A 26,985-nucleotide genomic window follows, 5' to 3' on the forward strand; every position below is an offset into this window, starting at 1 on the left:
TTACAATTTAAAAAAGGCGTAAAAATTAAATTCTTTTTTTATAAAAATTACGCACATTAAGTTTAATAAAACATTTGAAACTAAGCTAGCAATAGCAGCTCCAACAATTCCAAAGTTTTTAATTAATATATAGTTCAACACAATATTAACTACTACACTTATTATTGTAAAGCGTTTTAACTCATTTTGGTGCTTAGTCATGTTTAAAACTTGACCAACACTTCCAGATAGAGCATTAAAAAGTAATCCTATTGCTACAATTATTAATACTGTTTTGCCTTGAATAAATTCGGGTCCAAAAATTGATAATATTTGATTACTAAAAAGTACAATAATTAATACTAATGGTATTGTTAAAAGCGTAATTATTTTTGTTGCTTTTTGTACTTCTACTTCAATAAGTTCTAGTTTATTTAGACTATAAAGCGTTGAGATTTTAGGTGCTAAAATTGTATTAATAGATGTAATAACTATTAGCCCTATGCTTGCTACTTTATAAGCTGCATTATAAATTCCAACATCTGTTTTGCTTACCATTGCACCTAACATAAAAACATCTGTCCAATTTGAAATAAAAATAAATGCTGCGCTAAATAGCATAGGAAAAGAAAGTAAAAAAAGTGATTTGTAGTTATGTACGTTACGACTTTTTATTCTTTTTAAAGGAACATAAAACACCGTTATTATTGTTAGCAATAAAAAAGGCAGTAAATAAGCTATATAAACACTTTCTTCTTGCGTATTTAAATTGTTGTAATACATCACACCAAAAACGACAAAAAAGAGCACATAAGGCATGACATAAAGTAATAGTGCGTAACTTGAAAAATATTTTTTACCTTTAATAAACTCAACTAAAAACTTGTGTAAAACTAAAAAAACAAAAAAGTAAGACAATGCTTTAAGATAAGGTAATAGCATTTCATCTTTAAATAAGTAAAGTGCAAGTGGCTTTGAAGAAAAGTATATTATTATAGCACCTATCAAACCAGATATAACAACTGCTTTTAAAGCATTAAGTAAATAAGTATTTTGAGGTGTGTTGTTTTTAAAAAAATTAACATCTGAGGTTAGTTTTACCATTGCAAAAGGTAACCCTAACGAAAAAATTAATAGTAAAAATTGGGCAGTAGTAAGTAATAATGCAAAACGACCATATGTCTCTGCTCCAAAAAGTCTAGATATTATAATTATAGACGCATAGGCTAGTGCCATACCTAAAACACGTAGTAAAAAAACTATTGCACTACTTTTAAATGTAGTAGATTTTAATATGGACAAAAGCTTTTGTTTCAAAACTTATTTTAAGGTTTTTAATTTGTTACGTAATTTGTTGTTACCTAATAACTTTGGGTCTATTCTGTTGTTATTCTTTTTTACTCCAAAAATTGCTCTTTCTGTATTAATATCTACATTCCACTGGTCTGGTGAGTTAAAGTAGTCCTTAACTTGATTTTGGTTAATGGTAATTAAAGTATCACTGTTTTGTATAACAATTTTTTTAATAGTAATTTCTTGTTCTAGTTTAGAAGCATAATCCAACCTTAAATTAGTAGGCATGCCTGTTTTAGTATCTATTATAAACTCAATATTCTGAAATATTTCTTGACCTTTAACGACTTTGGATTGTGAGTTTTTTGCGTTGTATATTTTGTTTTTTTTAAGGTAATACAAAGACAACTGATCATCTTTTTTGAGTTTTATATTGAAAGTAACTTTTAATTTGTTTTTTAATGAAACTGATTTAGCTGTAATTGGTTCCTTTTTTGAAGAATGTTCTACTCCTAAAAATTCACTCAATTCAAAAACAAACCTATTATTTCCTACTATTTCAGGATTAAATTTTCTTTCTTCTGTTTTTAATGGGATTATTTGATTTTCTTTATAATCCAAATACTGATTAATGGAAAAATACTCTAACAATTTATCAGACTCTATCTCTTTTGTTTTTCCTTTATACTTTAAAATTATTTTTTGAAGTATAATTTTTCCTTCTCTATAATTTTTGTTTCTCCATGGAAAAAAATTTAAATTATATGGTAACTCTCCATTTTTAAATCTAAAATAAGCTGCTTTCTGATTCTTTTTAGGGGGATACATTATAAATTTATTTTTAGAAAAAGGCTCTAAACTATTTTTACTATAATATAAATTGATATGCATATCCTCTGTAAACTCACCTACGACTATGACTCTAAAATCATTTTCTATTTCCTGGTTAACTTTAGAATTACTTACTTCAATATCTTGAATATTATCTGTTTTAGGAAAAGTAAGTGTTTGTTTTGTATCACATGATAACAAAACAATTATAATAAATAAATATATGTATGTACGTATCATTATTATCTCATTATATTACCATAAGGAAAACTATAAGTTATCTTTTCTTGAAGTGAATTGGTTTCTATATCTATGTTAAAACCTTCAAATTCTTTAATTGATATTTGTTTAACATCTCTTGGTAAAACAGTTGCTACAAATTTAGGATTCTCGCTATAGTAAAGTGTTTTTTTCTTATATCTATCATTCAAATTAACAGTAATAGATTCTGTTGTGTCTTTTTTACTTTTTATCTCAATTGTAAAATTTGTTAAAGGTTGATTAAACAGTGTTTTGTTATGTTTAATAACTAGTGTATGTAATTTTAGATTATAATACACATTGTAACCATTCTGTGAGAAAACAGGTTTTAATTTATTGTTTTTTACAAGAAATAATGACGTGTATTCTAAAGGACTTGGTAAATTATCATCTGTATAAATTGGTATACCATTGTTAAATGCTCTAGAATAATATCTATTCATTTTAGGGTACTTATGTGCAGCGTAAACTTTATTGTTATACTTCATAGAAAGCTTAGGTATGACTTTTTCCTTATAAAGCATATTTGTTTCTATTAAATATTGTCTTCTTGCATATTCTTCTTCATATGATGCTCTTAAGTTTCCAGAAAACACTTGATCCTGTTGTCTGTAAAGGTTATTTTCTGGCATAAAATATGAAAAAGTATAAAAAACAAACGGTAAACTTATTATTAAATAAAACATCTTTTTTCTAACTTTAAAAGTTACATAGACATTTATAATATAAGCCAACGCTGATAAAAAAACTAAAAACAATATAGCTGTTAGGTTATAAGCTTTAGGCATACCTACTTTACCATTAGAGGCTATAAAACCAACAGTAATAGGTGTTATTGTTAAAACAAAAGCAAATGCTAAAAAAAGTATTGCTTTTGGTTTTTGATCTGTTTTAGAAAAAATTAAGTTTTTATTTTGTTTAAGTACAGACAGTAAAACTATCATAAATATTAAAAACAAAAATGAGTTAAAGTTTAATAAATCCAGAATTTTATCTCCTAACGATTCTAAAAATCTATTTATATCAAATGTTCCTGAGTATTCCGTTGTTTCTAATCTATTAGATGTTTGTTGTCTTCTTTTAATACTTCCTGTAGAAAAAACTACCAAAACACTTCCTAATAACGCTGTAAAAAGATATAAAATGTTTAAAACATTAATTTTGTTTTTTTTGTATTTTAATGATCTAAGCACATCTTCAAACACAAAAAAACCTAAAATCAATAACATTATCATAAACAAATGTTCAACTAAACCTGTGATAAAAAATAATATAATAAAACTTACTACTATTGCTGGCTTTGTATATTTATCCTTTATTCTTTTATTTCTAAAGTATAAAGCAAAAAATATAAACATTAAAGATATACCAAAAGTGTATGATAAGGACGTATTTAATAAATGTGTAATTTGATATAGGTTGTGCGCATTAATAAGAAATGTAAAATAAATTACTGCTGTTATTATTATAGAATTTTTTTTAAAAAATTGCTTAACAAAATAGAAAATAGAAGATAGAAAAAAAGTATTATTTAAAGTAGTTATTAAAAATCTATTGGTATGGAATCTAAAATCATTAGTTAAACCTTGTGCCCAACGCCCATTTAAAACATTATAGTTTAACTTTAGACTTTGTATAGCTGTCTTGTAAAAGCTATTGAAATTACCATCTATTGTAGAAGCATATAAGTAGTAAGATATATAAGAAATTAGCGATAAGCAAAACACCAAAATTAATAGGTATAAAATAGAAAGTAGTTTATTAAAGTTCATATTAAATAAGTATTAATAGCTTAATAGTTTTTCCATATTCTTAAAAGTTCTATAGGTGCTTTTAAAAAATCTATTGGTTTCAATTTACTTCCTGCAATTTCATCCCATTGTTGTAGTGGTACTTCTAATATAACTTGTTTTGCTTGTTTATACCCCAAAAGTTTCTCTAGTCTTGCTAAAAGCTCTACATCAAAAAGCCATTTTGTTATTAAAGGCTCTCTAAAAATATCAAATACAACACTTTTGTGTATGATTTTTGCTCCGCATTGGGTATCATAAACTGGAATTTTTAAAATAATACTCACTAAAGTTGCAAAAATTCTTCCTATGTAATGTCTAGATGCTTTTCTGTTAATACTTGCTCCCATTCTAGCAAAACGTGTACCCATTATAAAAAGCATTCCTTTTCTTTTTTCTATCTGTTCTATAAAATTATTTATTTCAAAAAGAGGTGTTGCTAAATCTGCGTCAAAATAACCTATAAAATCGTAAGGATTGTTTTCTTTTAAAGACAAGACACCTTCTCTAATAGCTCCTGCCTTACCTTTGTTTTGCTCTAAATCTAAAAAAGTAAAACTAGGGACGGTTTTACAAAAATCTATAAGTATTTGAGCTGTACGATCTGTACTTCCATCGTTTACAAATAAAAAGTCAATATCTGGATTGTTTTTTGAATAGTCTAAAAAAACTGGTATGTTTAGTCTTTTCTCCTCGTTATAACAGGGAATAATAATGGTTATTTTCATTTATTATTTTATTAAATTAAAAACAATTTAATTGTTTTTAATTTGTTTATACTGTCTTTTGTTAAATATTGGTAATAATATAAATGAAATTATACCTATAAAAATAATCATTAATGTTTGAGATGTCCATATAATCCAACCAAAAGCATAACTTGGCTCTTCGGCAAGTCCAAATAAAGATAACGCAGATAATACTGCTGCGGGATAGAAAAATATACCTCCATTAGTTGCAGCTATCGTAAAACTAGCGGCTATAAACGCAACAATTATAGATGCAAATGAAGCATTATTAAGCTCGCTTACTGAGAATGAAGTTACGTAGAACATCATAATATACATAAACCAAATAAAAAGCGTATGAAAAATAAAAGCCCATTTATTTTTCATTTTAAAGACACTTGTAATACCTTCTAAAAGACCATTAACAAAGTCTTTTATTTTAATAGCAAACTTATTTTTTGATTTTTTTATATAAAAAAAGAAAAATATAAATACTATAATCAAAAAGCTAAACGCTAAAATTATTTTAGTTGGATTAAATTTTTCTAAAAGCAGACTATATATAAAATCAAATTGAAAAAATAGTGTAAAAACACAGATTAAAAGTATTATAACTAAATCAAATATTCTTTCTGTTACTATGGTTCCAAAACCTTTTTCAAAAGGAATATCTTCGTAGTTTTTAATTACTGCCGCTCTTAAAACTTCTCCAGATCTTGGCACGCCAAAATTTGCTAAATACCCTATAAAAACAGCCATTATACTATTTTCTATTCTTACAGAATATCCCAGAGGCTTAAGCATAAACTGCCAACGGTAAGCTCTAGATAAATGGCTTAAAATACCAAATAAAATACCTAAGCATATATAAAAATAATTTGCAGATTTAAAGTAGGGAATAATTTTTGAAATTGGTAACTTAGAAAAGGTTAACCAACCAAAAAATATAGCTAACATTAATGGTAATATTAGCTTTAGATGTTTTTTAAAAAACTGCTTCAAAGTTAATATACTATTTCCTCTAGTCTTTGTATTAGTACTGGTCTAGAAATAAATGTTGGAATATATCTACCATCTATTTCTTTAGAGGTAAATGTTTTTTCTTCCCTGTTATAATCTATGTATTTATTAGGATTGAAAAACTGATAAAAGTTTTCTTTACTTATTTCAAAAACACGATCATCACTGTTAATTGTTAGCTTATTTATTGAAACATCCTTATAGTTATTTCTACCAACCTTAAGCATAAATTTTGTTGGTATTACCTTATTTGGTAATTTAAAAACTAAATCTTGTGGCTTATCAGATCCTTTAACATCAACTTTTATTTTATCCTTTGCTTCAAACTGGAAGGCCATATCTTCTGTAAACTGAACAACAAATGTATCGTCTTTTGGTACAACAACATTTAATGTCATTACAACATTATCTTCTTTTTTTTCTTCAGTATTTGATACCTCCTTAGTCGTTGTTTCATTAACACTTTCTGGTTTCTTGTCATCCTTACAGGCAAAGACTGTAATCACTACTAATGCTACAACTAATAAGTTTTTCATTTTTTTGGTTTTAATAATTAAACATTGTTTATTAAACAATCATTCCTGCAGCTACAGTCTCGTTAGTTGCATCATCTACTAAAATGATACTTCCAGTAGTTCTGTTTTCTCTGTAAGAATCGATCATTAATGGTTTTGTTGTTCTTATTTTAACTTTAGAAATATCATTCATTTTTAATTCTACATCATCATTTATTCTTTCTAAAGTATTAATATCTATTTTATAAACAACTTCTTTTATCATTGCTTTTTGATCATTAGAAGTGTGTTTTATAGTGTATTTAGATCTTGGCTTAGCTGGACTATTGTTTAACCAACACAGCATAACTTCTATATCTTGTGAAGCTTCTGGTTTATTATTAGATCGTACAATCATATCGCCACGACTAATATCTATATCGTCTTCTAAGGTCATTGATATAGACATTGGTGCAAATGCTTCTTCTAAAGCACCATCTAACGTGTCTATAGTTTTTATTTTAGATGTAAAACCTGAAGGCATTACTGTAATCTCATCGCCTGGTCTAAAAATACCACTTGCTACACGACCTGCGTAACCTCGATAGTCTCTAAAATCTTCGCTTTGAGGTCTTAATACTGTTTGTACAGGAAAACGAGCATCTACTTTATTGATATCACTACTAATGTGCATGGTCTCTAAAGTATGAAGCATTGGTGCACCTTGATACCATTTCATGTTTTCAGATTTATTAACCACGTTATCTCCTAAAAGAGCGCTCATAGGAATAAATCTAACGTCTTTAACAAGCATTTTTGATGAGATTTCTTCAAATTGAGATACAATATTATTATACACTTCTTCAGAAAAATCTACCAAATCCATCTTGTTTATACACACAATTATGTGAGGAATTTGTAGTAAAGACGCTATAAAAGCATGTCTTTTAGTTTGCTCAATAACACCATGTCTTGCATCTACTAATATTGTTGCAACGTTTGCTGTTGATGCACCTGTTACCATATTACGTGTGTACTGAATATGTCCTGGTGTATCTGCTATGATGAATTTACGCTTTGGTGTTGTAAAATATCTATAAGCAACATCTATTGTTATACCTTGTTCTCTTTCGTCTCTTAAACCGTCTGTAAATAACGCTAGGTCTACACCATCATGTCCTTTTTTCTTACTTGTAGTTTCAATCGCTTCTAATTGATCTTCAAAAATAGATTTTGAATCATATAATAAACGACCTATTAATGTACTTTTTCCGTCGTCTACGCTTCCTGCTGTTGTAAATCTTAATAATTGATTATTGTCTAACATGCTTCGTTTTCTTTTTTAAAAATATCCTTCTCTTTTTCTGTCTTCCATTGCTGATTCTGAACGCTTATCATCGCTTCTATTACCTCTTTCGGTTTGTCGCATAGCAGCTACTTCTGTAGCAATTTTTTCTACTGTATCTGCGTCAGATTCTATTCCTCCTGTGATTGTGATATCTCCTAATGTTCTAAATCTAATTTTTTTGGTTACTACTTCTTCATTTTCATCTAAAACTAAAAATTCAGATTTCGGTATCCATGAATTACTTCTCCAAACAACTTCTCTTTCGTGTGCAAAATATAATGATGGTATTGAGATGTTTTCTCTTTTGATATAATTCCACACATCCATTTCTGTCCAATTACTTATTGGAAATGCTCTAAAGTGCTCGCCTTCAAAATGCTTACCGTTAAATATATTCCATAATTCTGGTCGTTGATTTTTTGGATCCCATTGTCCAAAATCATCACGATGAGAGAAGAAACGCTCTTTTGCTCTTGCTTTTTCTTCATCACGTCTTCCACCACCAATTGCACAGTCTACTTTATTAGCCTCTATTGCATCTAAAAGTGTTGTAATTTGAAGTGCGTTACGTGTAGCATTTTTACCTTTTTCTTCTGCGACTCTTCCTTGATCAATAGATTCTTGTACAGATCCAACAATAAGATTTGCGCCTAATTCTTTTATTAAATCATCTCTAAACTTTATCGTCTCAGGAAAGTTGTGACCTGTATCCACATGCATTAATGAGAAAGGTATTTTACTTGGGTAAAATGCTTTTCTTGCCAAATGTGTTACAACTATTGAGTCTTTTCCTCCAGAAAATAATATTACAGGATTTTGAAATTGTGCCCAAACTTCTCGTAAAACATAAATAGCTTCACTTTCTAATTCATCTAAATAATTTAAATAATACTTACTCATTTTCGAGTTTTAGTTTTGGTGTTAGATATTCTAATATTTTTACAACTGCTTCTTCTACAGTTTCTTCTTCTGTTTTGATTTCTACATCAGCATGATCTGGTGCTTCGTAAGGTGCTGAAATACCTGTCATGTTTTTGATTTCGCCTGCTCTTGCTTTTTTGTAAAGACCTTTAACGTCTCTACGCTCACATTCTTCAACACTGGTATTAACAAAAACCTCGACAAAATTACTGTTTTTAACGATATTCTTGACGTTTTCTCGGTCTTTTTTGTAAGGTGACACAAATGCAGCTAATACTACTAAACCTGCATCTATCATTAAATTTGCTATTTCAGCAATTCTTCTAATGTTTTCGGTTCTATCTTCTGGTGCAAAGGTTAAATCCTTATTTATTCCTTTTCTAATATTATCACCATCAAGAACATAGGTTTTTATTCCTTTTTTATGTAATTCTAGTTCTACTAGATTGGCTATTGTTGATTTTCCTGAGCCAGATAATCCAGTAAACCACATTAAAAAGGAATTATGATTATTTAGCTTATTTCTATCTGATTTAGTAACTTGATAATTATGTTTAATTATATGGTTACTAATGTCTATGTTATTTTCTTCTTTCATTTAATCCATAATTTATCTTATACCATGTTCTCTCATGCAGATAATATAATATCATTTTTGTTATGACTTCTGCAAATCCAATTTTTAGTCCTGTTAATGGATCACCAGATATAATCCAAGCTAAAATCATTGTATCTAATGTTCCTATAAATCGCCATGTAATTGTCTTTGCGATATGTCTTTTGCGGCTTTCTAATATTTTACCATCTTTTGATAGGTTGATTTTAAACCATGCTCTTTCATGAAGATAGTATAATACCATTTTTGTAATAACCTCTGCAAATCCAATTTTTAGACCTGTAAATGGATTACCTGATATGATCCAAGAAAGAATAATAGTGTCTATTGTACCTACTATTCTCCATGTTATCGTTTTTGCGATATGTCTTTTATACGAAACGTCAGCCATTATTTAGAAACCAAAAACCAAGGGTTTAACAAATTTTCTTTATTATATTTTAAAATATCTTTTGTTTCATTAGAAGTAACTTTTATTCCAACAGCATTACATATAGCTTGTCCTGCTGCAGTATCCCATTCCATAGTTGGTGCAAATCGCGGGTAAACATCTGCTTTACCTTCGGCTACTAAACAAAACTTTAAAGAACTTCCTTTTGATACTATTTGTACCTCTTTTCCTTTTTGCTTTAAATCGTCTACATAATCAAGAGTCTCTTGACTCATATGAGAACGACTTCCAACGACTTCAACTAATGACGAATTATTGTTTTTTGGTGTTAACTTTTGAGCTAAACCCTTTACTTCTTCTACTGAAACATTATGAGCATTTAATTCTGATTTAAAAGCTAATTTATTTTCTACATCAGCAAAATAGATGGTTTTAATTGCAGGTACGTAAATTACGCCTAATTTTGGAATACCACCTTCGGCTAATGCTATGTTTACAGTAAACTCACCATTTCGTTTTATAAACTCTTTGGTACCATCTACTGGGTCTACAATCCAGCATTGATTCCAGTGTTTTCTTTCATTGTATTCTGTTTGTTTATTTTCTTCTGAAATAATTGGTATTTCTGTAGGAATTAAAAACGAATTGATAATGTCATTAGCTCTTTTATCAGCTTCAGTTAAGGGTGATTTGTCGTCTTTTACTTCTACAGCAAAGTCTGAGTCATAAACATCCATAATTGCTTTTCCTGCATTTAATGATGCTTGTATTGCTGTTTTTAAGTTGTCTGAAATACTATTTTTACTCATTGTTATTTATATAATATTTTATCGTGTGTTTTATCCCTTCTGAAAAGGAAAACTCAGGATTGTATTCAAAATTTGTTTTGGCTTTAGAGATATCTGCTAAAGAATGCTTTACATCTCCTTGTCTTTCTGGTCCGTTAGTTACTTTGGAAGACGTTGAAATATTTAAGGCTGAAAGTCCGTTTTTAATAGCTTCAACTAATTCATTTAAATTAGTGTTATCTCCAAAAGCAACATTATATACTTGATTAACTGCATTTGGGTGATCTGTTAAAGCTGCTTTTATATTGGCTTGGACTACATTTTCTATGTATGTAAAATCTCTTGAATGTTTTCCGTCTCCGTTGATAATAACCTCTTCATTATTTAAAAAACGTCCTATAAATTTTGGGATCACTGCAGCGTAAGCTCCGTTTGGGTCTTGTCTTTGCCCAAAAACATTAAAATATCTTAAGCCAATAGTTTCTAAACCATAGGTTTTATAAAAAACGTCTGCATACAGTTCATTAACGTATTTAGTAACTGCATATGGTGATAATGGTTTACCTATGTTGTCTTCTACTTTTGGTAATTGTTTGCTATCTCCATAAGTGCTTGACGATGCGGCATACACCACTCGTTTTACTGTTGAAGACTCTTTAGCTGCTACTAATATGTTTAAAAAACCTGAAATGTTAACTGCGTTAGAGGTTATTGGGTCATTAATTGATCGTGGTACAGAACCTAAAGCAGCTTGGTGTAAGACGTAATCTACGTCTTGCATTGCCTTTTTACAGGTGTCTAATTCTCTTATGTCTCCTTCTATAAACTCACAATTAGATTGTTTGATAAAAGTGCTAATATTAGAAAGTTTTCCTGTTGCAAGATTATCTAAAATAACAACTCTTTTCGCCTGATTTTTAAGTAAATATTCTACTAGATTTGAGCCAATAAAACCTGCGCCTCCTGTTACTAAAAAGGTGAGATTTTTTAATTCTTTATTATGAAAATTAGTGTTGTACATCATTAAAGACGTTTATCAATTAAGGAAACATTTAACGTCCCTTTTACATCATAAACTACAGCTTTTTCTTTTTTAAATTTTGCTAAATCTAACTTGTTAAACTCATTATGCGATACTACGTGAATGATACCGTCATACTTATCTGTAATATCAGAAACTAAACTAATTTTGTATTCTTCTTTAACTTCTCTTGTATCTGCCCATGGATCATAAACATCAACATCTATATTATACGATTTTAAGCTTTTATATACATCTATTGCTTTTGTATTTCTAATGTCTGGACAGTTCTCTTTAAAAGTTATTCCAAGCATTAAAACTTTCGCATTTTTTACTTCAATACCTTTGCTAAGCATAAGTTTTACAAAATCTGATGCTACAAATTCTCCCATAGAATCATTAAGACGTCTTCCTGCCAAAATTATCTCTGGATGATAGCCTACTTCTTGCGCTTTTTGAGCCAAATAATAAGGGTCTACGCCTATACAATGTCCACCAACTAAACCTGGTTTAAAGGGAAGAAAATTCCACTTTGTAGAAGCTGCTTCAAGTACTGCTTGTGTATCGATTTCTAATTTATTAAAGATCTTAGCAAGCTCGTTTACAAAAGCAATATTTATATCTCTTTGTGCATTTTCAATAACTTTTGCTGCTTCCGCTGTTTTTATAGAAGGAGCTAAATGTGTTCCTGCTGTAATAATAGAGGCGTACAGGTTGTTTACTATTTCAGCTGTTTTTGGAGTAGAACCTGAAGTTACTTTTTTAATTTTTGTAATTGTATGTTTTTTGTCTCCAGGATTGATTCTTTCAGGAGAATATCCACATGTAAAGTCTTGGTTAAAAATAAGACCACTAACTTCTTCTAAAATAGGAGCACAAACTTCTTCTGTAACACCTGGATAAACTGTAGATTCATAAATTATGATATCTCCATTTTTTAAAAACTTTCCAATGGTTTTAGAAGACTTAATTAATGGATCTAATAATGGTCTATTGTTTATATCTACAGGTGTAGGAACCGTTACAATGTATATATTACAACTTTCTAAATCTTCTTTTTTATCGGTTATTTTTAAACCATTTTTTTCCTTGTTTAAAACAAATTTAAGCTCGTCTTCATCAACTTCTAATGTACTGTCAACACCTTTGTTTAACTCAGATACTCTAGCTGTATTTATATCAAAACCAATTACACTATACTTTTTAGAAAACTCTACAGCAAGTGGTAAGCCTACGTAACCTAAACCTAATACAGCTATTTTAAACTCCATTTAATCAATATTTTACTCAAAAGTAATTTCTTTTAAACACTTTTCTAAACTTTTCTCCCATTTTACTGGCTCTAAATTTAAAAGTGAATGTATTTTACTAGTATTTAAAACACTGTATTTTGGTCTAGTTGCAAGTGTTTTAAATGTTTTTGAGTCGGTTTTATGTAGTTTTATTTCAGATTGTGATTGCTTAAATATCTCTTTTGCAAAATTATACCATGTGATTTCCCCTTGGTTTGAATAATGGTATATTCCAAACTGTTTAGATTGACTGTCTATAATTTTTAAAATAATTTCAGCTAAATCTTTTGCGTAGGTAGGGCAACCTGTTTGATCATCAACTACACTCAATTCTTCTCTTTCTTTTGATAACCTCAACATGGTTTTTACAAAATTACCAGCAAACTCAGAATACAACCATGAGGTACGAATAATGAAATGTTGCGATAAATTGGATGAGATTTCTAATTCTCCATCTCGTTTTGTTTGTCCATAAACGGAAATTGGATTTGTAGAATCATCTTCTCTATAAGGTGTTTTTGCTTCTCCATCAAAAACAAAATCTGTAGAAATATGTATTAGTACTACGTCTTTATTTTTACAAGTTATTGCTAGGTTTTTAGCGCCTGTAACATTAACTTTTTTTGCTAATTCTTGCTCTTCTTCAGCTTTATCTACTGCTGTATAAGCTGCGCAATTAATACAATAATCAAAATTATTTTCACTAAAATAATTTTCGACTTCATTTATATTAGAAATATCTAAATCATTACTTCCTAAAAACACAAAATCTAACGAAGGGTAATCGTTAGATATTGATTGTATACATTGAGCTAATTGCCCTTTTCCTCCTGTTACTAAAACTTTTATCATTGAGAAAATTGCTTTATTGTTGGTAGTACTTTATCTTTTTCTGATATCATCAATTGGTCTTCATTTAACAACCAGTCTATGTTTAAATCTGAGTCATTATATATAATTCCTTCTTCGGCTTCTTTGTTATATAAATTATCACATTTATAGTTGAAAACTGCTGTTTCACTTAAAACTACGAAACCGTGTAAAAATCCTCTTGGAACAAATAGTTGCTTCTTGTTTTCTGAAGATAATTTTACTGATACGTGTTGCAAATATGTTGGCGAATCTTTTCTAAAATCTACAGCTACATCTAGCACTTCGCCTTGCGTTACTCTTACTAACTTAGCTTGAGCAAACTCACCTTTTTGACTATGTAATCCTCTTAACACACCACGTGAAGAAAAAGACTCATTATCTTGAACAAAATTTACATTTTGATTAATTAGGTTATCAAAAGTTTGCTTATTGTAACTTTCAAAAAAATAACCTCTAGAATCACCAAAAACAGTAGGCTCTAAAATGTAACAGTCTTTTAATTTTGTTTCTAATGCAACCATTATTCTTCTTTTACTAAGCTAATTAAGTGTTTACCATAGCCGCTCTTTAAAAGTGGTGTTGCAAGGTCTATTAGTTGTTGTTTAGATATAAAGCCACTAATATAAGCTGCTTCTTCTATTGCGCCTATTTTTAATCCTTGTCTTTCTTCAATAACTTGAACAAATTGAGAGGCTTGCATTAAAGATTTAAAAGTACCTGTGTCTAACCATGCGGTACCTTTATCTAGTATACTTACTTGCAGCTTTCCTTGTTCTAGATAAGCTTTATTAACATCAGTAATTTCTAATTCGCCTCTATGACTTGGTTTTATATTTTTAGCAATATTTACTACCTCATTATCATAGAAATATATTCCAGGAACCGCGTAATTTGATTTAGGGTTTTCTGGCTTTTCTTCAATAGAAAGTGCTTTTCCTTCTTTATCAAAATTAACTACGCCATAACGTTCTGGATCTGTGACGTGATAAGCGTAAACAATGCCTCCTTCAGGATTATTATTTGCTTTTAATAAATCTGCAAGTCCTGTTCCGTAAAAAATATTATCTCCTAATATTAAGGCTACTTTGTCTTCTCCGATAAATTCTTCTCCAATAATAAATGCTTCTGCTAACCCGTTTGGCGCATCTTGTACGGCATATTCAAATTTACAACCTAAGTGACTTCCGTCTCCTAATAATTGTTTAAAAAGAGGAAGATGCTCTGGTGTTGATATGATTAAAATTTCACTTATTCCCGCTTGCATTAATGTTGAAAGTGGATAATAAATCATTGGTTTGTCATAAATAGGCATTAACTGCTTACTTAAAACTTTTGTTAATGGATGAAGTCTTGTTCCTGATCCTCCTGCTAGTATAATTCCTTTCATTATTCAGTATATTTTTTGAGGTACCAATCTATAGTTTTTTTAATACCTGTTTCAAAGTTTTCGTCTGCTTTCCACCCTAATTCATTTTCAATTTTAGAAGCATCTATTGCATATCTAAAATCATGACCTGGTCTGTCTGTTACAAACGTGATTTGATCTTTATATGATTTGTCTGAAGGCTTTATTTCATCCAAAATAGAACAAATAGCATCTACAATGTAAAGGTTATTCCTTTCGTTTCTTCCTCCAATATTATAAGTTTCTCCTGCTTTTCCTGTTTGAAATACTAAATCAATACCTTTACAATGATCTAAAACATACAACCAATCTCTAATATTTTTTCCATCACCATAAATAGGAATGTTTTCTCTTGAAAGTGCTTTTCTGATAATGGTTGGTATAAGCTTCTCATCATGCTGTTTTGGACCGTAATTGTTAGAACAATTTGTGGTTACAACATTCATTCCGTAAGTATGAAAGTAACTTCTAACTATAAAATCAGATGATGCTTTTGAAGCGCTATACGGACTATTTGGTGCATATGGCGTACTTTCTGTAAACAATCCTGTTTCTCCTAATGTACCGTAAACCTCATCTGTTGATATATGATGAAACTTGTTGTTTTCGCAACCTTCTTTATACTTAAACGGCGCATCCATCCAAAAGGATTTTGCAACATCTATTAAATTAAAAGTACCTGTTATATTAGTATCTATAAAAGCGCCAGGGTTTTTTATTGAGTTATCTACGTGTGACTCTGCTGCAAAATGAATAACGCCATCAAATTGATGTTTATCAAACAGAGACTCAATTAATTTTCTATCACAGATATCACCTTCTACAAATGTATAATCAGGATTGTTCTCAACTTCTTTTAAATTAGAAAGCTCTCCTGCATAGGTGAGCTTGTCTATATTAACAACCTTAGTATTAGGATTAGCTTCTATAAAATAAGGAACAAAGTTTGAACCTATAAAACCCGCTCCTCCAGTAATAAGAATAGATTTATTCTTCATAATTTAAGGTAAATGTTATAATCTTTTTAGTAAAGAAAAATAAAACTAATAAAACAAAAGCTAAGACAGGTAGTATTACATAATATTTCTCAAATATTGTAGAAGAGTTATTTCCAACCCTTTGAAAACTAGAAATTACTTCGAAAATAACATCTTGTTCTATTTTTTCTTCCTCCAATTTTTTAATTTCATTTCTTATACGCTGCTCTTCTTTTAATAAATCAAACTCCCTTGTTTTTGAATTATCATTTGAAGTTATTGTAAACTCTCCAAGAGTTACATTTTGTTTTTTATTATTTGCTTCTGTCTTAACAACTTCGATGTAAAATTGCTTTAAAGAGTCTACTTGTTCTAATTGTTCGTAAAGATTTTGCTTCTGAATTTCAATTAAAGTATCTCTTCTTTTCATTTCTTTACTAGTATAATCGTTAGTAAAAGATTCTAAAATACCTCCTTCTAAATCTTTGAAAACATCAGATTTGTATGCGTATGCTTTTATTAAAAAATATCTTCCTGCATAAACACTTCTGTTTTCTAAGAACTCTTCATAAGAATACTCTTGTGCTCTCACAGAGTCTAACTGATTAATAAACTCTTCATATTGTAATAGTCTATCATTTTCAGACTCTGGTCCTGGCTCAATTTCAAAACCTTCTATAGAGTTAATAACTTCTTCATCAACTTCAAAAATACGCTTTAGAGTTTCCTTTTCTTTGTTTTTAATTAATGCATTAAAGTAATTAATGTTAGTTACTAATTGATATTTAGAATTAAAGTAAGGTTCTACTAACATTTCTGTACTATAAACAGTTGGTTTAGACTTTTCGATTGCAAAGCCCAAAATGAAAGAAATAATTAATATACCTAAAACTATTTTCCAACTTTTAAAAAGTGTTTTTAAAGCATAAATAATTGAAGAAAATATAGTATTGAAAATACTCTTGAAAAAGTCTAAAACTTTACTAATAGCATTTCCTATTAGGTTAAAAAACACTATTAAGTCTACTTCTTCGTTTTGTTTTTGATTGTTTGGTAATTCTTTACTCATAGCTATTAATTAAGCAAATATTTGTTGTAATATCTTACGTGTTATTAAATAGGTTGGTTTTACTCCTGAGGTACCAAGTCCTCCTGATGCTAAGGTACTTCCTGTCTCTAATGGGTTATCACTTGCGTAATATGCATATCTAACTTTAACATCTGGGTTAATGCTTCGTCTAACTTTAGATGCTGCTTGGATTGCTTTTTGATAATGTGCACCTTCCATTTCTAACCCAATAACATTCCAGGTTGAATTAAAAAAGAATTTAAGTATATCTTTATTTTGAAGTGACGTACCAAGAACTGTTATCATAGATCCTTCATAAACATCTACTCCTTGTCCTTCTAAATCTGTTTTTGATAATTCGTTTTCAAATGGATAGTTATCTGCTGTACCTTCAAAGATATGGGCAGAAGGTATCATAATGTCTCCTTTGCCACCTTCTAAAATTCCTGCTTTACCCATTATTGATACAGACTCAATGTTTAAAAACACTTTATCTCCATTATTATCAAATGGTTTTAAAAACTCATCAATAGTCTCATACGCTTGTTCTCCAAACGCATAGTCCATGACAAATAGCACAGGTGCTTCTGTATTTTTGGTTGGTTTTGGCAAGTTTAAATCTGTTTTAGAAAGATCTATTTTTGAAGTATCAAAAATTTGTACATCTATGTTTGTACCTGATTCATCTTCAATAAAAATCATTCCTTGCTGTAACGCTTTTTGGTTTACTTTATTGCGCAGTGTTGTATTATTACTCTGACTTAAGCTTTCGTAAACTTTAAAAATGTCGTTTTTAGATGTTTCTGCTTTTAGTGCTATTGGAGCAAAAAGCGTATTCATTACGCTATGTAAATTCGCACTAATGATATGAATTGGTCTTTCTAAAAGTCCATGTTTTTGTAAGGTTTCTTTAATTCTATTAGACCAAATTTCTCCATGTAAATGATGCCCTAAACGCTCTCGTAAAACAGGACTAAACGTAACAGTTCTTTTATTGTTATTTACAACTTCATCTATAGCTAATTTACCTAACCAATAGACGATGTGAAGTAAGCGTTCTGGTTTATTAGGTAATGCAAAAGCGCTATAAACTTTAGTAAGCTCTTTAAATGTTCTTCCTAAAATGTTTGCTGTATGCGTTATTGCTATTTCGCGTTCTTTTTGGGTAAGCTTTTTAGTCTGTAAAACAGCTTGTTCTAATTTTTGCCAGTCTCTTGTTGTTGCTCCGTTTTCATCAATAAGTACGCGTTTACTTATTTTGTGAGACTCAACAAACATAAATGTAAGATGAGTTAAAATATCATAAATCTCAGATCTTCCTCTTGTGATTTCAATATTCATCTGCTCATCATCAATACGGTAACAATTACGACGTCTTTTTGGCGGAATTATAACTTCAAAATGTGAATCTTTGTAACCTTCATCACTTGTTAAATTGATAAATCTACATTGTTCTATTCCGTATGGTAAACGATCTATAACGTAAAGTAATCCTTCTAATTCAGCCTTTTCTTCTGCAATAGACCCATAAATTTCTGGTCGTAAAACCAATAAAGCTTCTCTTAATGTTTCTCCAGAAACACCCATTGGTTTATAAAACCCACGATTAAACAAATGGCGCATCGTAATATACATGCGTTCAATTGCGCTTGAGCTTTCTTGAGCTCTAGTTCTTTCATGTGGTTTTTCTATACTCATTATCTAGTTTTGTTGGACAAATATAATATTATTTAACCAATAAAAAGGGCTTTAATGCATCGGCTATATTTCGGTCATTAGACAATCTTGGTATTTTGTTTTGACCGCCTAATTTACCAATGGATTTCATGTAATTTTGAAATCCGTTTTTTTCAACTTTAGTGATTTTTAAAGGTTGAAGTACCTTTCCTTCAATTAAATCAAAATAGTAACTGTTTTGTGATTGCAAAGAAGTGTCTAATTTTTGCGCTAAAGCGGAAAGATTGTCGGGTTCATTTTCAAATTCTATAAACCATTCGTGATATGGTAATCCTGAATCTGGATTAATTTGCGGTGCTACGGTGAATTCATTTATTCTAATCGTTGATTCTGCTGTAGCATCTTTCATTGCCTGTTCTACTTCTTTACCAATTACATGTTCTCCAAATGCTGAAATAAAGTGTTTAATCCTTCCAGAAACAATAACTCTGTAAGGTTGTGTGCTTGTAAACTGAATGGTATCGCCAATATTATAAGCCCAAAGTCCTGCGGTTGTTGATATTATCATAACGTAATTTACACCAACCTCAACATCTTTTAAAGTGATTCTTTTTTGGTTTTCGTTGAAAAAATCTTCTGCTTTTACAAACTCATAAAACATACCTGAGTCTAATTGTAGCAGCATGCCTTTTTCATCTTGTTTATCTTGAAATGCAAAAAAACCTTCGCTTGCAGGATATAATTCTATACTATCTACTTTTCTTCCTATTAGATTTTCAAATTTAGCGCGATAAGGCTCATAATTCACACCTCCAAAAATGAATAGATTAAAATTTTTAAACACATCTCCAACCTTTTTGCCTGTCTTTTGTTGCAGTTTTTCAAAATACATTTGTACCCATGACGGTATACCAGATATAACGGTCATATTTTCTGGTAAGGTTTCTTCTACAATAGCATCTACTTTGGTTTCCCAATCTTCAATACAGTTGGTTTCCCAAGACGGCATACGGTTTTTTTGAAGGTATTTTGGTACATAATGCGCTACAATACCAGACAATCTACCTAATTGCACTCCGTTTTTTTCTTGAAGTACTGGACTACCTTGTAAGAAAATCATTTTTCCGTTAACAAAATCTGCATTTCCTGTTTCGTGTATGTACATTAAAATGGCGTTTCTTGCAGCGTTTACGTGTGTTGGCATACTTTCTTTGGTAAGCGGAATGTATTTTGCGCCAGATGTTGTACCAGATGTTTTTGCAAAGTATAATGGTTTGCCTTTCCAAAGTACATCTTCTTCACCTTTAACTACACGATCTACGTAGGGTTTTAAATCTTCGTAATCTCTAATTGGAACACGTTTTACAAAGTCTTCATAAGTGTTGATGCTTATAAAATCGTGATCTTTACCAAATGCGGTTTCGGTTGCTTCTGTAATAAGGTTTTTGAAGACTTTTTCTTGAGTTTCTATGGGATTATTTGCCCATTTTTGAACCTTTTTATAGATACGTTTTGCAAATGGTTTTGCTAATATGGATTTAAATGAAGGCATTATTTAAAATCTATAAAATTAGTTGGGTTTACAGGATAACCATCGCTCCAAAGTTCAAAATGAAGATGTGGACCAGTAGTTAATTCACCTGTATTTCCTGCTGTTGCAATAACCTCACCAGCTTTAACTAAATCGCCTTGAGATTTTGTTAATGATGCATTGTGTTTGTATACAGAAATTAATCCAGAGCTGTGTTCTATTAAAATAACATAACCTGTTTGTGCTGTCCATTCTGCAAAAATAACCGTTCCGTCTGCAGTTGATTTTATGGGCGTGTTTTCTTCAACAACAATATCTACTGCATAATGTTTACTTTTCACATCATAAGGCTCGCTAATAGTACCACTAACTGGCGGAAAAAGCACAAAATTGGCTTTTGATGTTGCAGTTTCAAATAAGCTATATTTATCTTCTTTATCTACTTTTTCTCTTAATAAAGAATCTTCTTTTATTGGTGATAAATCTACCTCACTAACTTCTTGCTTTACTGCTTGGATAATGGAATCTTTATCAAAATCTGCGACACTAACTTCTCCTTGTAAAACTTGTTTTATGGAAGCAAAATATTTTTCGTTAAAATCTATAACGCGTTGTAAAGAATCTGTTTTAAAACTTAAGGCAACCGCTTTCTTTTTTAACGATGTTGAAGAATAGCCTGGAATATATTCTTTTAATGGAGTAAAGGCTATTAAAATTGTGGTGAAAGTGATTAAAAATATAGCCGATAATGTACCTAAAACAAATACATTTAATCGGTTTAAGTTTAAAGATAAACGTTCTTCAAAAGTATCTTCATTTAAAATGACTAAACGATACTTATGCAGTAGTTTCTTCTTTATTTTTTTTGATTTTTTTTCGCTTTTTGCCATAGTAAAAAACAAAAGTAATTAAAATATTACGTTAAGGGCTTTTAGTAAATGCTAAAGTTAGCATTAAAACGTTATTATTAAAGTTTAATTATTAACTTTGTAGCCTAAATTAAAAAGTTATGATTTCTAATAGTATATTTTTAGGTATGGTAGGACCTTGGCAAGTTGCCATAATTGTGGTTTTAGTTTTACTTTTATTTGGAGGTAAAAAAATACCAGAATTAATGCGCGGTCTAGGAAGTGGAATTAAAGAATTTAAAGACGCTAGTAAAGAAGAAAACAAAGAGGAAAACAAGTAGTTTTCACTCAATCTTATAATAAAAAAACCAATGCATTAGCATTGGTTTTTTTGTGTTTTATATCTAAATTTTATTTGACTTTAAGCGACTTTATAATCGCCTCAAGTTCTAAAACAAAGTCTCTTTTGTTTACAGATGGTGCAAAAGTAAATCCTTCTGCAACTATATATCTGTTGTTTGGTTTATCCTCAATCATATAATTTACAAAAGGACCAGCATTAAAAGTACCTTCAATATCCCAAGTACTTCTTACCTCATAAGTTGGTTTATTATCAATAGTTGTATTGAATAAAAATGGTGAGTATGCCTCTTCTGTCTTCATATAACTACCATCTAAAGGTCCTGGTATGTACTTTTTACCTAAACTGTCTCTATGTTTAATAACTTGCTCTATGATGTCTCCTTCTTTATTGATGGAGTCATAAGGAATAGTATATAACATAACGTTATTTGTTCCTGTACTTAAGTTTTTTCTTATCCAGAAAAAGTTATCGTCTTTTTTGGCAAATCTATAAATAGAAGGAAAAGTAATCGTTACGCCTAATTTTTCCTCTACTTCATCAGTGTTTAATACCGATTTTTTAATTTGATCTTGACGCCATTTTACTTCTTGCGCTTTAAAAGCACTAATTATTTTATCCTTATTAGCTTTTAAAATTTCGATAATTTGGTCGTTGTTTTGTCCTGTTACAAACACCACTTTCTGCGGTTTAGCATATACATTATTTGCAATTTTTAAACCAGCATCTTTTCCTTTATTAACTCTTAAAACGGTTCTGTTTTTTGTGGCAAAATCTTTAAAAACTTGAGGTGGAATTTGATTTACATCAAACATGGGCTCGTTTTGCGGTAATCCAGGAACGTTTGTAGTGACTACATCTCTAACAGCGTCTCCTACTTTACCTTTCCATAAATCATTATCTATAACTACCGAAAGATTATTTAAAACACCTGAAGAGTCTTGGATATATCTTTGTTCTTTTTTATTCTTCTCATTACACGCAATTGTTAGTGTAGCTGCTAAGACCAATAAAATTATTTTTTTCATGTTGTAACACTGTTTTTTAAATTGAAATTTAGCCTTTTGACAATTTTAATGTCATACCTGGTTTTAAATTAGTACCACTAATACCGTTCCAATCTTTAATATTTTCAACAGAAATTCCAGAAAATTTTTGAGAAATACTCCACAAACTATCTCCTTTTTGAACGGTATACGTTTTTCCTTTGTAGTTTTTAAGGTTTGAACTATTTGAATTTGAAGCTGTTGTTTGCTTTATTGCTGCACCATTACGCGGGTAAATTGTTAAGCGTTGTCCAATCTTTAAATTATTACTTCGTAAGCCATTCCATTGTTTAATTTGACTAACTCGTACGCCATACTTTCGGGCAATTTTTCCTAAATAATCACCTTGTTTAACTCGATATCTAGTTTTTGTATCTGCTTCAAAAAATTGAGGTAATGGTTTTTCGCGCTTATCAAATTCCGCTTTAGCGTAAGCATACATTTGATCTTCGTTATTTACAAAAGCGCCAATAATGTTTCTTGGTAGACGTAATGTGTAGTTTTTTCCTTCGATATGCGGAATAATATCCAATTTATATGAAGGATTTAAAAACTGAAGCGTTTCTATTTTAACACCTGTAAACTCTGATACCTGATCTAAAGTAATCATTTGCTTAACGCGAATCGTATCTGTATCTATATAATTAAATTCGGGTTTATGCTGAATGAAACCATGCTCTTCTGCATATTCAAAAATATACATAGTAGCTAAAAAAGCTGGTACATATCCTGCTGTTTCACGTGGAAGATGTGGACGAATATTCCAATAATTTTGATATCCACCAGAACGTCTAATGGCTTTACTTACATTACCTGGTCCTGAATTGTAAGCCGCTAACGCTAAGTCCCAATCGCCAAACAATTCGTAGAGTTTTGCTAAGTATTTTGCAGCAGATTCTGTAGATTTTATTGGGTCACTACGTTCATCTACATAACTACTTACATCTAAACCGTACTGTTTACCAGTTGCAAACATAAATTGCCATAATCCTGTAGCGCCAACACGAGACTTTGCACGTGGTTTTAAAGCAGACTCAACAATTGCAAGATATTTCATCTCTAAAGGAATATCGTAATTGTCAAACTCGCGTTCAAACATCGGGAAATAGTAATTACTTAATCCCATTAAACGCTCAAAAGACTGATGCCTGTTCTTTAAAAACATTTTTATCACACTTTCTAATGCAGGATTATATTCTACATTAAAAGGTGTTTTTGCATTTAACCTTTTAAGTCTTGCTTTTAGTGTGTCTGTAGTTAACTCTGGATAGTAAACCGCTTTATAATTAAGCCCTTTAACATCTCTGTAGATGGTATCAAAAAGTGTTGTACTATACAACTCTTCTAACCATTTTTTATCAATTTCTGCAGCGTATTCGTTATCTAAAAGTTCTTCCGGAATTTCTGCAGAAATTGCTTTAATTGACTTTTTATAATACGTCTGACCATCTATAATTGTATCTATTTCATAACTTTCTCCAGAAATTAACTGGTCTTGTTTTAACCTAGTAGTGCTTGTTAGCAAAGAATCTTGCGCTATTAGCCAACCACTACAAAGTGATAAAATTGAAACTATTAAAAATGATTTTTTTACAGACATAAAAAGCGTTTTATTGCTTAACGTTAATTATTAATAATTTATTCTAAAATAGCTGCAATACCTGGTAAAGTTTTACCTTCTAAACTTTCTAACATTGCGCCACCACCAGTACTTACATAGCTTACTTTATCTTCAAAACCAAACTGTTTTACTGCAGCAACAGAGTCGCCACCACCAACAAGTGAAAAAGCACCTTTTTTAGTAGCCTCTGCAATAAAGTTTCCTAATTCTATGGTACCGTTTGCAAATTTTTCCATTTCAAAAACACCTAAAGGTCCGTTCCATAAAATAGTTTTAGACTCTAAAACAACGTCTTTAAATTGCTCTAAAGATTTTGGTCCAGCATCTACACCTTCCCAACCATCTGGAATACTATTAATATCACATATTTGAGTGTTTGCATCGTTGCTAAAGTCGTCTGCAGCAACAACATCTACAGGAATATGTACTTTTACATTTTTAGCTTCGGCTTGTTTTAAAATGTCTAAAGCAAGAGGCATCTTATCATCTTCGCAGATTGAGTTACCAATACTTCCGCCTTGAGCTTTTATAAAAGTAAATGCCATACCACCACCGATAATTAAATGGTCTACTTTATCTAAAATATTTTCTATAATCGTAATTTTTGAAGACACTTTAGCTCCACCAAGTACTGCCAATACAGGTTTTTCGCCAGTATTCATTACTTTTTCTATACTTTTAATTTCTTGCTCTAAAAGATAGCCAAAGCATTTGTTTTCTGGAAAAAACTGTGCTACTACTGTTGTAGATGCATGTGCACGATGCGCTGTACCAAAAGCGTCGTTTACGTAAATATCACCTAATTTAGATAATTGCTCTGCAAAGTCTTTATCGCCTTTAGTTTCTTCTTCGTGAAAACGTAAATTTTCTAAAATTAGAATTTTTCCTGGCTCTAAATTAGCTACTGCCTGCTCTGCTTCTTCACCAACACAATTGTTTACAAACTGAGTTTCTACACCAATAATATCTTCTACTTTAGATACAATGTGTTTAAGAGAAAACTCATCTTGCACGCCTTTTGGTCGACCTAAGTGCGACATTAAAACACAGCTACCTCCATCTTCTAAAATCTTGATTATTGTTGGTTTTGCAGCTTGAATACGTGTTGCGTCTGTTACATTAAAATTGGCATCTAAAGGCACATTAAAATCTACTCTAATTAATGCCTTTTTGTTGTTAAAATTGAAATCGTTAAGCGTTTTCATTAGTTTTAATTTTGTTGTTAATCGAGATTGGCTTTAAAAATCCAAGTGTCTCTGTATCTATAATTTGTTTTTAATTCTTCCATTAGCTTAAAAGCTTCTTCTGCAGAATCACTTCTAAGCACGTAAACGTAATTCCAGTTGTTTTTTGAGTTTACAAAAACATCTGCATCAAAGCCTTTTTTAATCAAGCTGTCTTTCCAATTGTTAGCTCTTTCTTGTTCTAAAAACGTATTTGTTATTACGTAGTAACCACCTTCTATACCAACAACTGGAGTAGATTTTTTTCCTTTTAAATATCTAAAGGCATTAGAGTTTAAACCTTTTTTATTGTAAAGATAAGCTGTTCTACTAGTTTCTTTTGGATCTGCATTTGATATTGTAGATGGATTTGACCTAACTACTTCTGGTTCTATTTTAGCGTTTTTGCTTATAGGCTTTGTTTCTTGTACAACGTCGTCAAAAAGCGTTTGCGCTATTTCGGTTTGAAATGCTGTGAAATATAAGTAAAACCGATCAGATTTTGTTTTTAATCTCATAGTTGTTTCGCTTATATCATTACTAATTATTTGGTTATTATAATTAGGTATTTGTAACTGAGCTATATCAAAACCTAAAGTGTTTTCGCTATTAGGAAAACGTTCTGTATTTACACTAGCATTATTAGTTATAGTGCTATTAAAGAAGTTTTGTTGGTCTCTTACTGCATTACCTAATGATTGAAATTGTTTGCTATTAGCTTTAATAATAGCACACTCATCCAAATCTATATTATTATCTCCTTCTAAAGCCGACACAACCAAAGATGTCTTTACGTTACCATAATCTATAGATTTAAAATTTTTAAATTTAATATCTATTGGTTTATCATTAACGTGTGCAAAACCATTATAAGTTGATATGTATTTTGGGTTATCTGTTGGTGTTTGATAAATAACATAAAGCATCCAACCTGCTGCACTTCCGCCAGATAAATAGCCTTCTGTAGCTTTAACATTTGCTATAGTATAATTACCTGTTTGTTCTTTAGTGTCTTGAAGTAATTTTGTGACATCTGCATAACATACGTATGGAGAATTAATTGAATGTATTTCATCTTTAGAGCCATCATAAATAACTTCTCCTACTACATTCTGATACTCTTGATTTGGAAGCTTAAATTTAACTTGATTAATTATTGGTGATCGCTCTCCATTTCCGCTATAAATAAAATCATTATTTACAGGTTTTCTTACTCCTTTTTCATAAGCGTAAGTAGCTGTCCAATATAACCCTGCGTAAACTATTTTTTTAAAATCTTCAGGTAATACTAACTTAGCTTGGCTAGAACAAAATGTTTCAGGATTGTCATCAATATCAACGTATTTCATTTTGATATTGTCATTATCTTCCTGCTTATTGTTAAATGGTTTTTTACTGTCTTCGCTTAAAAGATTATTACCAATAACCGTTGCGTCACCAAAGATGTAAAACTCATTGACAGATTTAAAAGTAACACCACTTAAAAGTGTACTATCTACAGCAACAGTAGCGTCTTGAGCTATTGCAGTATTTATACCTAAAAAAGCTATAAAAATTATAGATAGAAATTTCATTTGAAAC

26 protein-coding genes are annotated in these 26,985 nt (G+C 30.2%); 1 reads left to right on the plus strand and 25 read right to left on the minus strand.

Features of this window, described 5'->3' with window-relative positions; translation table 11 throughout:
* The 21 genes from WA327_RS04000 to WA327_RS04100 all read right to left on the minus strand — a co-directional run bounded on the left by WA327_RS04000 (nt 1) and on the right by WA327_RS04100 (nt 21,195).
* Nucleotides 1-1,296, minus strand: a complete 1,296-nt coding sequence (locus WA327_RS04000; RefSeq protein ID WP_336066758.1) for a flippase — start codon at nt 1,294-1,296, stop codon at nt 1-3.
* Between the two features lie 3 nt (nt 1,297-1,299).
* Entirely contained in the window at nt 1,300-2,343 is a 1,044-nt protein-coding gene (locus WA327_RS04005; protein ID WP_336066761.1) for a hypothetical protein, read from the minus strand.
* A gap of 2 nt (nt 2,344-2,345) precedes the next feature.
* A complete protein-coding gene (locus WA327_RS04010; RefSeq protein WP_407942435.1) occupies nt 2,346-3,599 on the minus strand; it encodes a DUF6056 family protein in 1,254 nt (417 codons plus the stop codon).
* 557 nt (nt 3,600-4,156) lie between these two features.
* Complete coding sequence (locus tag WA327_RS04015) at nt 4,157-4,882, minus strand: glycosyltransferase (protein WP_336066767.1); 726 nt, start codon at nt 4,880-4,882, stop codon at nt 4,157-4,159.
* Nucleotides 4,883-4,909: 27 nt separating this feature from the next.
* The gene (locus WA327_RS04020; protein WP_336066769.1) at nt 4,910-5,839 is read right to left on the minus strand and encodes a lysylphosphatidylglycerol synthase transmembrane domain-containing protein; all 930 of its coding nucleotides are present in this window, start codon (nt 5,837-5,839) and stop codon (nt 4,910-4,912) included.
* 47 nt (nt 5,840-5,886) lie between these two features.
* Nucleotides 5,887-6,438, minus strand: coding sequence for a hypothetical protein (locus WA327_RS04025; protein ID WP_336066772.1), 552 nt, complete (start codon nt 6,436-6,438; stop codon nt 5,887-5,889).
* Between the two features lie 31 nt (nt 6,439-6,469).
* The gene (gene cysN, locus WA327_RS04030; RefSeq protein WP_336066774.1) at nt 6,470-7,723 is read right to left on the minus strand and encodes a sulfate adenylyltransferase subunit CysN; all 1,254 of its coding nucleotides are present in this window, start codon (nt 7,721-7,723) and stop codon (nt 6,470-6,472) included.
* Nucleotides 7,724-7,738: 15 nt separating this feature from the next.
* Nucleotides 7,739-8,644 (minus strand): sulfate adenylyltransferase subunit CysD, encoded by a 906-nt coding sequence (cysD, locus tag WA327_RS04035; protein ID WP_336066776.1) that lies wholly within the window; start codon nt 8,642-8,644, stop codon nt 7,739-7,741.
* Complete coding sequence (gene cysC, locus WA327_RS04040) at nt 8,637-9,239, minus strand: adenylyl-sulfate kinase (RefSeq protein ID WP_336066969.1); 603 nt, start codon at nt 9,237-9,239, stop codon at nt 8,637-8,639. The genes cysD and cysC overlap by 8 nt, the downstream gene beginning before the upstream one ends.
* A gap of 7 nt (nt 9,240-9,246) precedes the next feature.
* The gene (locus WA327_RS04045) at nt 9,247-9,672 is read right to left on the minus strand and encodes a DUF2061 domain-containing protein (protein WP_336066779.1); all 426 of its coding nucleotides are present in this window, start codon (nt 9,670-9,672) and stop codon (nt 9,247-9,249) included.
* Entirely contained in the window at nt 9,672-10,481 is an 810-nt protein-coding gene (gene cysQ, locus WA327_RS04050) for a 3'(2'),5'-bisphosphate nucleotidase CysQ (protein WP_336066782.1), read from the minus strand. The genes WA327_RS04045 and cysQ overlap by 1 nt, the downstream gene beginning before the upstream one ends.
* Nucleotides 10,474-11,481 carry an SDR family oxidoreductase gene (locus WA327_RS04055; protein ID WP_407942437.1) on the minus strand — a complete coding sequence of 336 codons (1,008 nt, stop codon included), beginning with the start codon at nt 11,479-11,481 and terminating at the stop codon, nt 10,474-10,476. Before WA327_RS04055 ends, cysQ begins: the two co-directional genes overlap by 8 nt.
* Nucleotides 11,482-11,483: 2 nt before the next feature.
* Nucleotides 11,484-12,752: a nucleotide sugar dehydrogenase gene (locus WA327_RS04060; RefSeq protein WP_336066786.1), complete on the minus strand. Its 1,269-nt coding sequence runs from the start codon at nt 12,750-12,752 to the stop codon at nt 11,484-11,486.
* 12 nt (nt 12,753-12,764) lie between these two features.
* Nucleotides 12,765-13,625 (minus strand): dTDP-4-dehydrorhamnose reductase, encoded by an 861-nt coding sequence (gene rfbD / locus WA327_RS04065; RefSeq protein ID WP_336066788.1) that lies wholly within the window; start codon nt 13,623-13,625, stop codon nt 12,765-12,767.
* Entirely contained in the window at nt 13,622-14,167 is a 546-nt protein-coding gene (gene rfbC, locus WA327_RS04070; protein WP_336066790.1) for a dTDP-4-dehydrorhamnose 3,5-epimerase, read from the minus strand. The genes rfbD and rfbC overlap by 4 nt, the downstream gene beginning before the upstream one ends.
* On the minus strand, nt 14,167-15,033 hold the full coding sequence (gene rfbA / locus WA327_RS04075; RefSeq protein ID WP_336066792.1) for a glucose-1-phosphate thymidylyltransferase RfbA: 867 nt from the start codon (nt 15,031-15,033) through the stop codon (nt 14,167-14,169). Before rfbA ends, rfbC begins: the two co-directional genes overlap by 1 nt.
* Complete coding sequence (rfbB, locus tag WA327_RS04080) at nt 15,033-16,049, minus strand: dTDP-glucose 4,6-dehydratase (protein ID WP_336066795.1); 1,017 nt, start codon at nt 16,047-16,049, stop codon at nt 15,033-15,035. Before rfbB ends, rfbA begins: the two co-directional genes overlap by 1 nt.
* Nucleotides 16,039-17,097 (minus strand): hypothetical protein, encoded by a 1,059-nt coding sequence (locus tag WA327_RS04085; protein WP_336066796.1) that lies wholly within the window; start codon nt 17,095-17,097, stop codon nt 16,039-16,041. The genes rfbB and WA327_RS04085 overlap by 11 nt, the downstream gene beginning before the upstream one ends.
* A 9-nt stretch (nt 17,098-17,106) precedes the next feature.
* Nucleotides 17,107-18,795 carry a DUF6909 family protein gene (locus WA327_RS04090; protein ID WP_336066797.1) on the minus strand — a complete coding sequence of 563 codons (1,689 nt, stop codon included), beginning with the start codon at nt 18,793-18,795 and terminating at the stop codon, nt 17,107-17,109.
* Between the two features lie 28 nt (nt 18,796-18,823).
* Complete coding sequence (locus WA327_RS04095) at nt 18,824-20,326, minus strand: GH3 auxin-responsive promoter family protein (protein WP_336066799.1); 1,503 nt, start codon at nt 20,324-20,326, stop codon at nt 18,824-18,826.
* Complete coding sequence (locus WA327_RS04100; protein ID WP_336066800.1) at nt 20,326-21,195, minus strand: M23 family metallopeptidase; 870 nt, start codon at nt 21,193-21,195, stop codon at nt 20,326-20,328. Before WA327_RS04100 ends, WA327_RS04095 begins: the two co-directional genes overlap by 1 nt.
* A gap of 119 nt (nt 21,196-21,314) precedes the next feature.
* On the opposite strand from WA327_RS04100, the gene WA327_RS04105 reads away from it, so the two are divergent.
* A complete protein-coding gene (locus WA327_RS04105) occupies nt 21,315-21,494 on the plus strand; it encodes a twin-arginine translocase TatA/TatE family subunit (RefSeq protein ID WP_336066801.1) in 180 nt (59 codons plus the stop codon).
* Nucleotides 21,495-21,564: 70 nt separating this feature from the next.
* On the opposite strand, the gene WA327_RS04110 is transcribed toward WA327_RS04105, so the two are convergent.
* From WA327_RS04110 to WA327_RS04125, 4 genes are read right to left on the minus strand one after another with little or no spacing between them, the layout of a single operon-like run.
* A complete protein-coding gene (locus WA327_RS04110; protein ID WP_336066802.1) occupies nt 21,565-22,542 on the minus strand; it encodes a DUF4837 family protein in 978 nt (325 codons plus the stop codon).
* Between the two features lie 28 nt (nt 22,543-22,570).
* Nucleotides 22,571-24,160: a LysM peptidoglycan-binding domain-containing protein gene (locus tag WA327_RS04115; RefSeq protein WP_336066803.1), complete on the minus strand. Its 1,590-nt coding sequence runs from the start codon at nt 24,158-24,160 to the stop codon at nt 22,571-22,573.
* A 38-nt stretch (nt 24,161-24,198) separates the two neighbouring features.
* Entirely contained in the window at nt 24,199-25,386 is a 1,188-nt protein-coding gene (locus WA327_RS04120; protein WP_336066805.1) for a phosphoglycerate kinase, read from the minus strand.
* 17 nt (nt 25,387-25,403) lie between these two features.
* On the minus strand, nt 25,404-26,978 hold the full coding sequence (locus WA327_RS04125) for an SPOR domain-containing protein (RefSeq protein WP_336066807.1): 1,575 nt from the start codon (nt 26,976-26,978) through the stop codon (nt 25,404-25,406).
* Nucleotides 26,979-26,985 lie beyond the last annotated feature (7 nt).

Origin of the sequence: Mesoflavibacter sp. CH_XMU1404-2 (assembly GCF_037029465.1) — a bacterium.
Lineage (GTDB): Bacteria > Bacteroidota > Bacteroidia > Flavobacteriales > Flavobacteriaceae > Mesoflavibacter.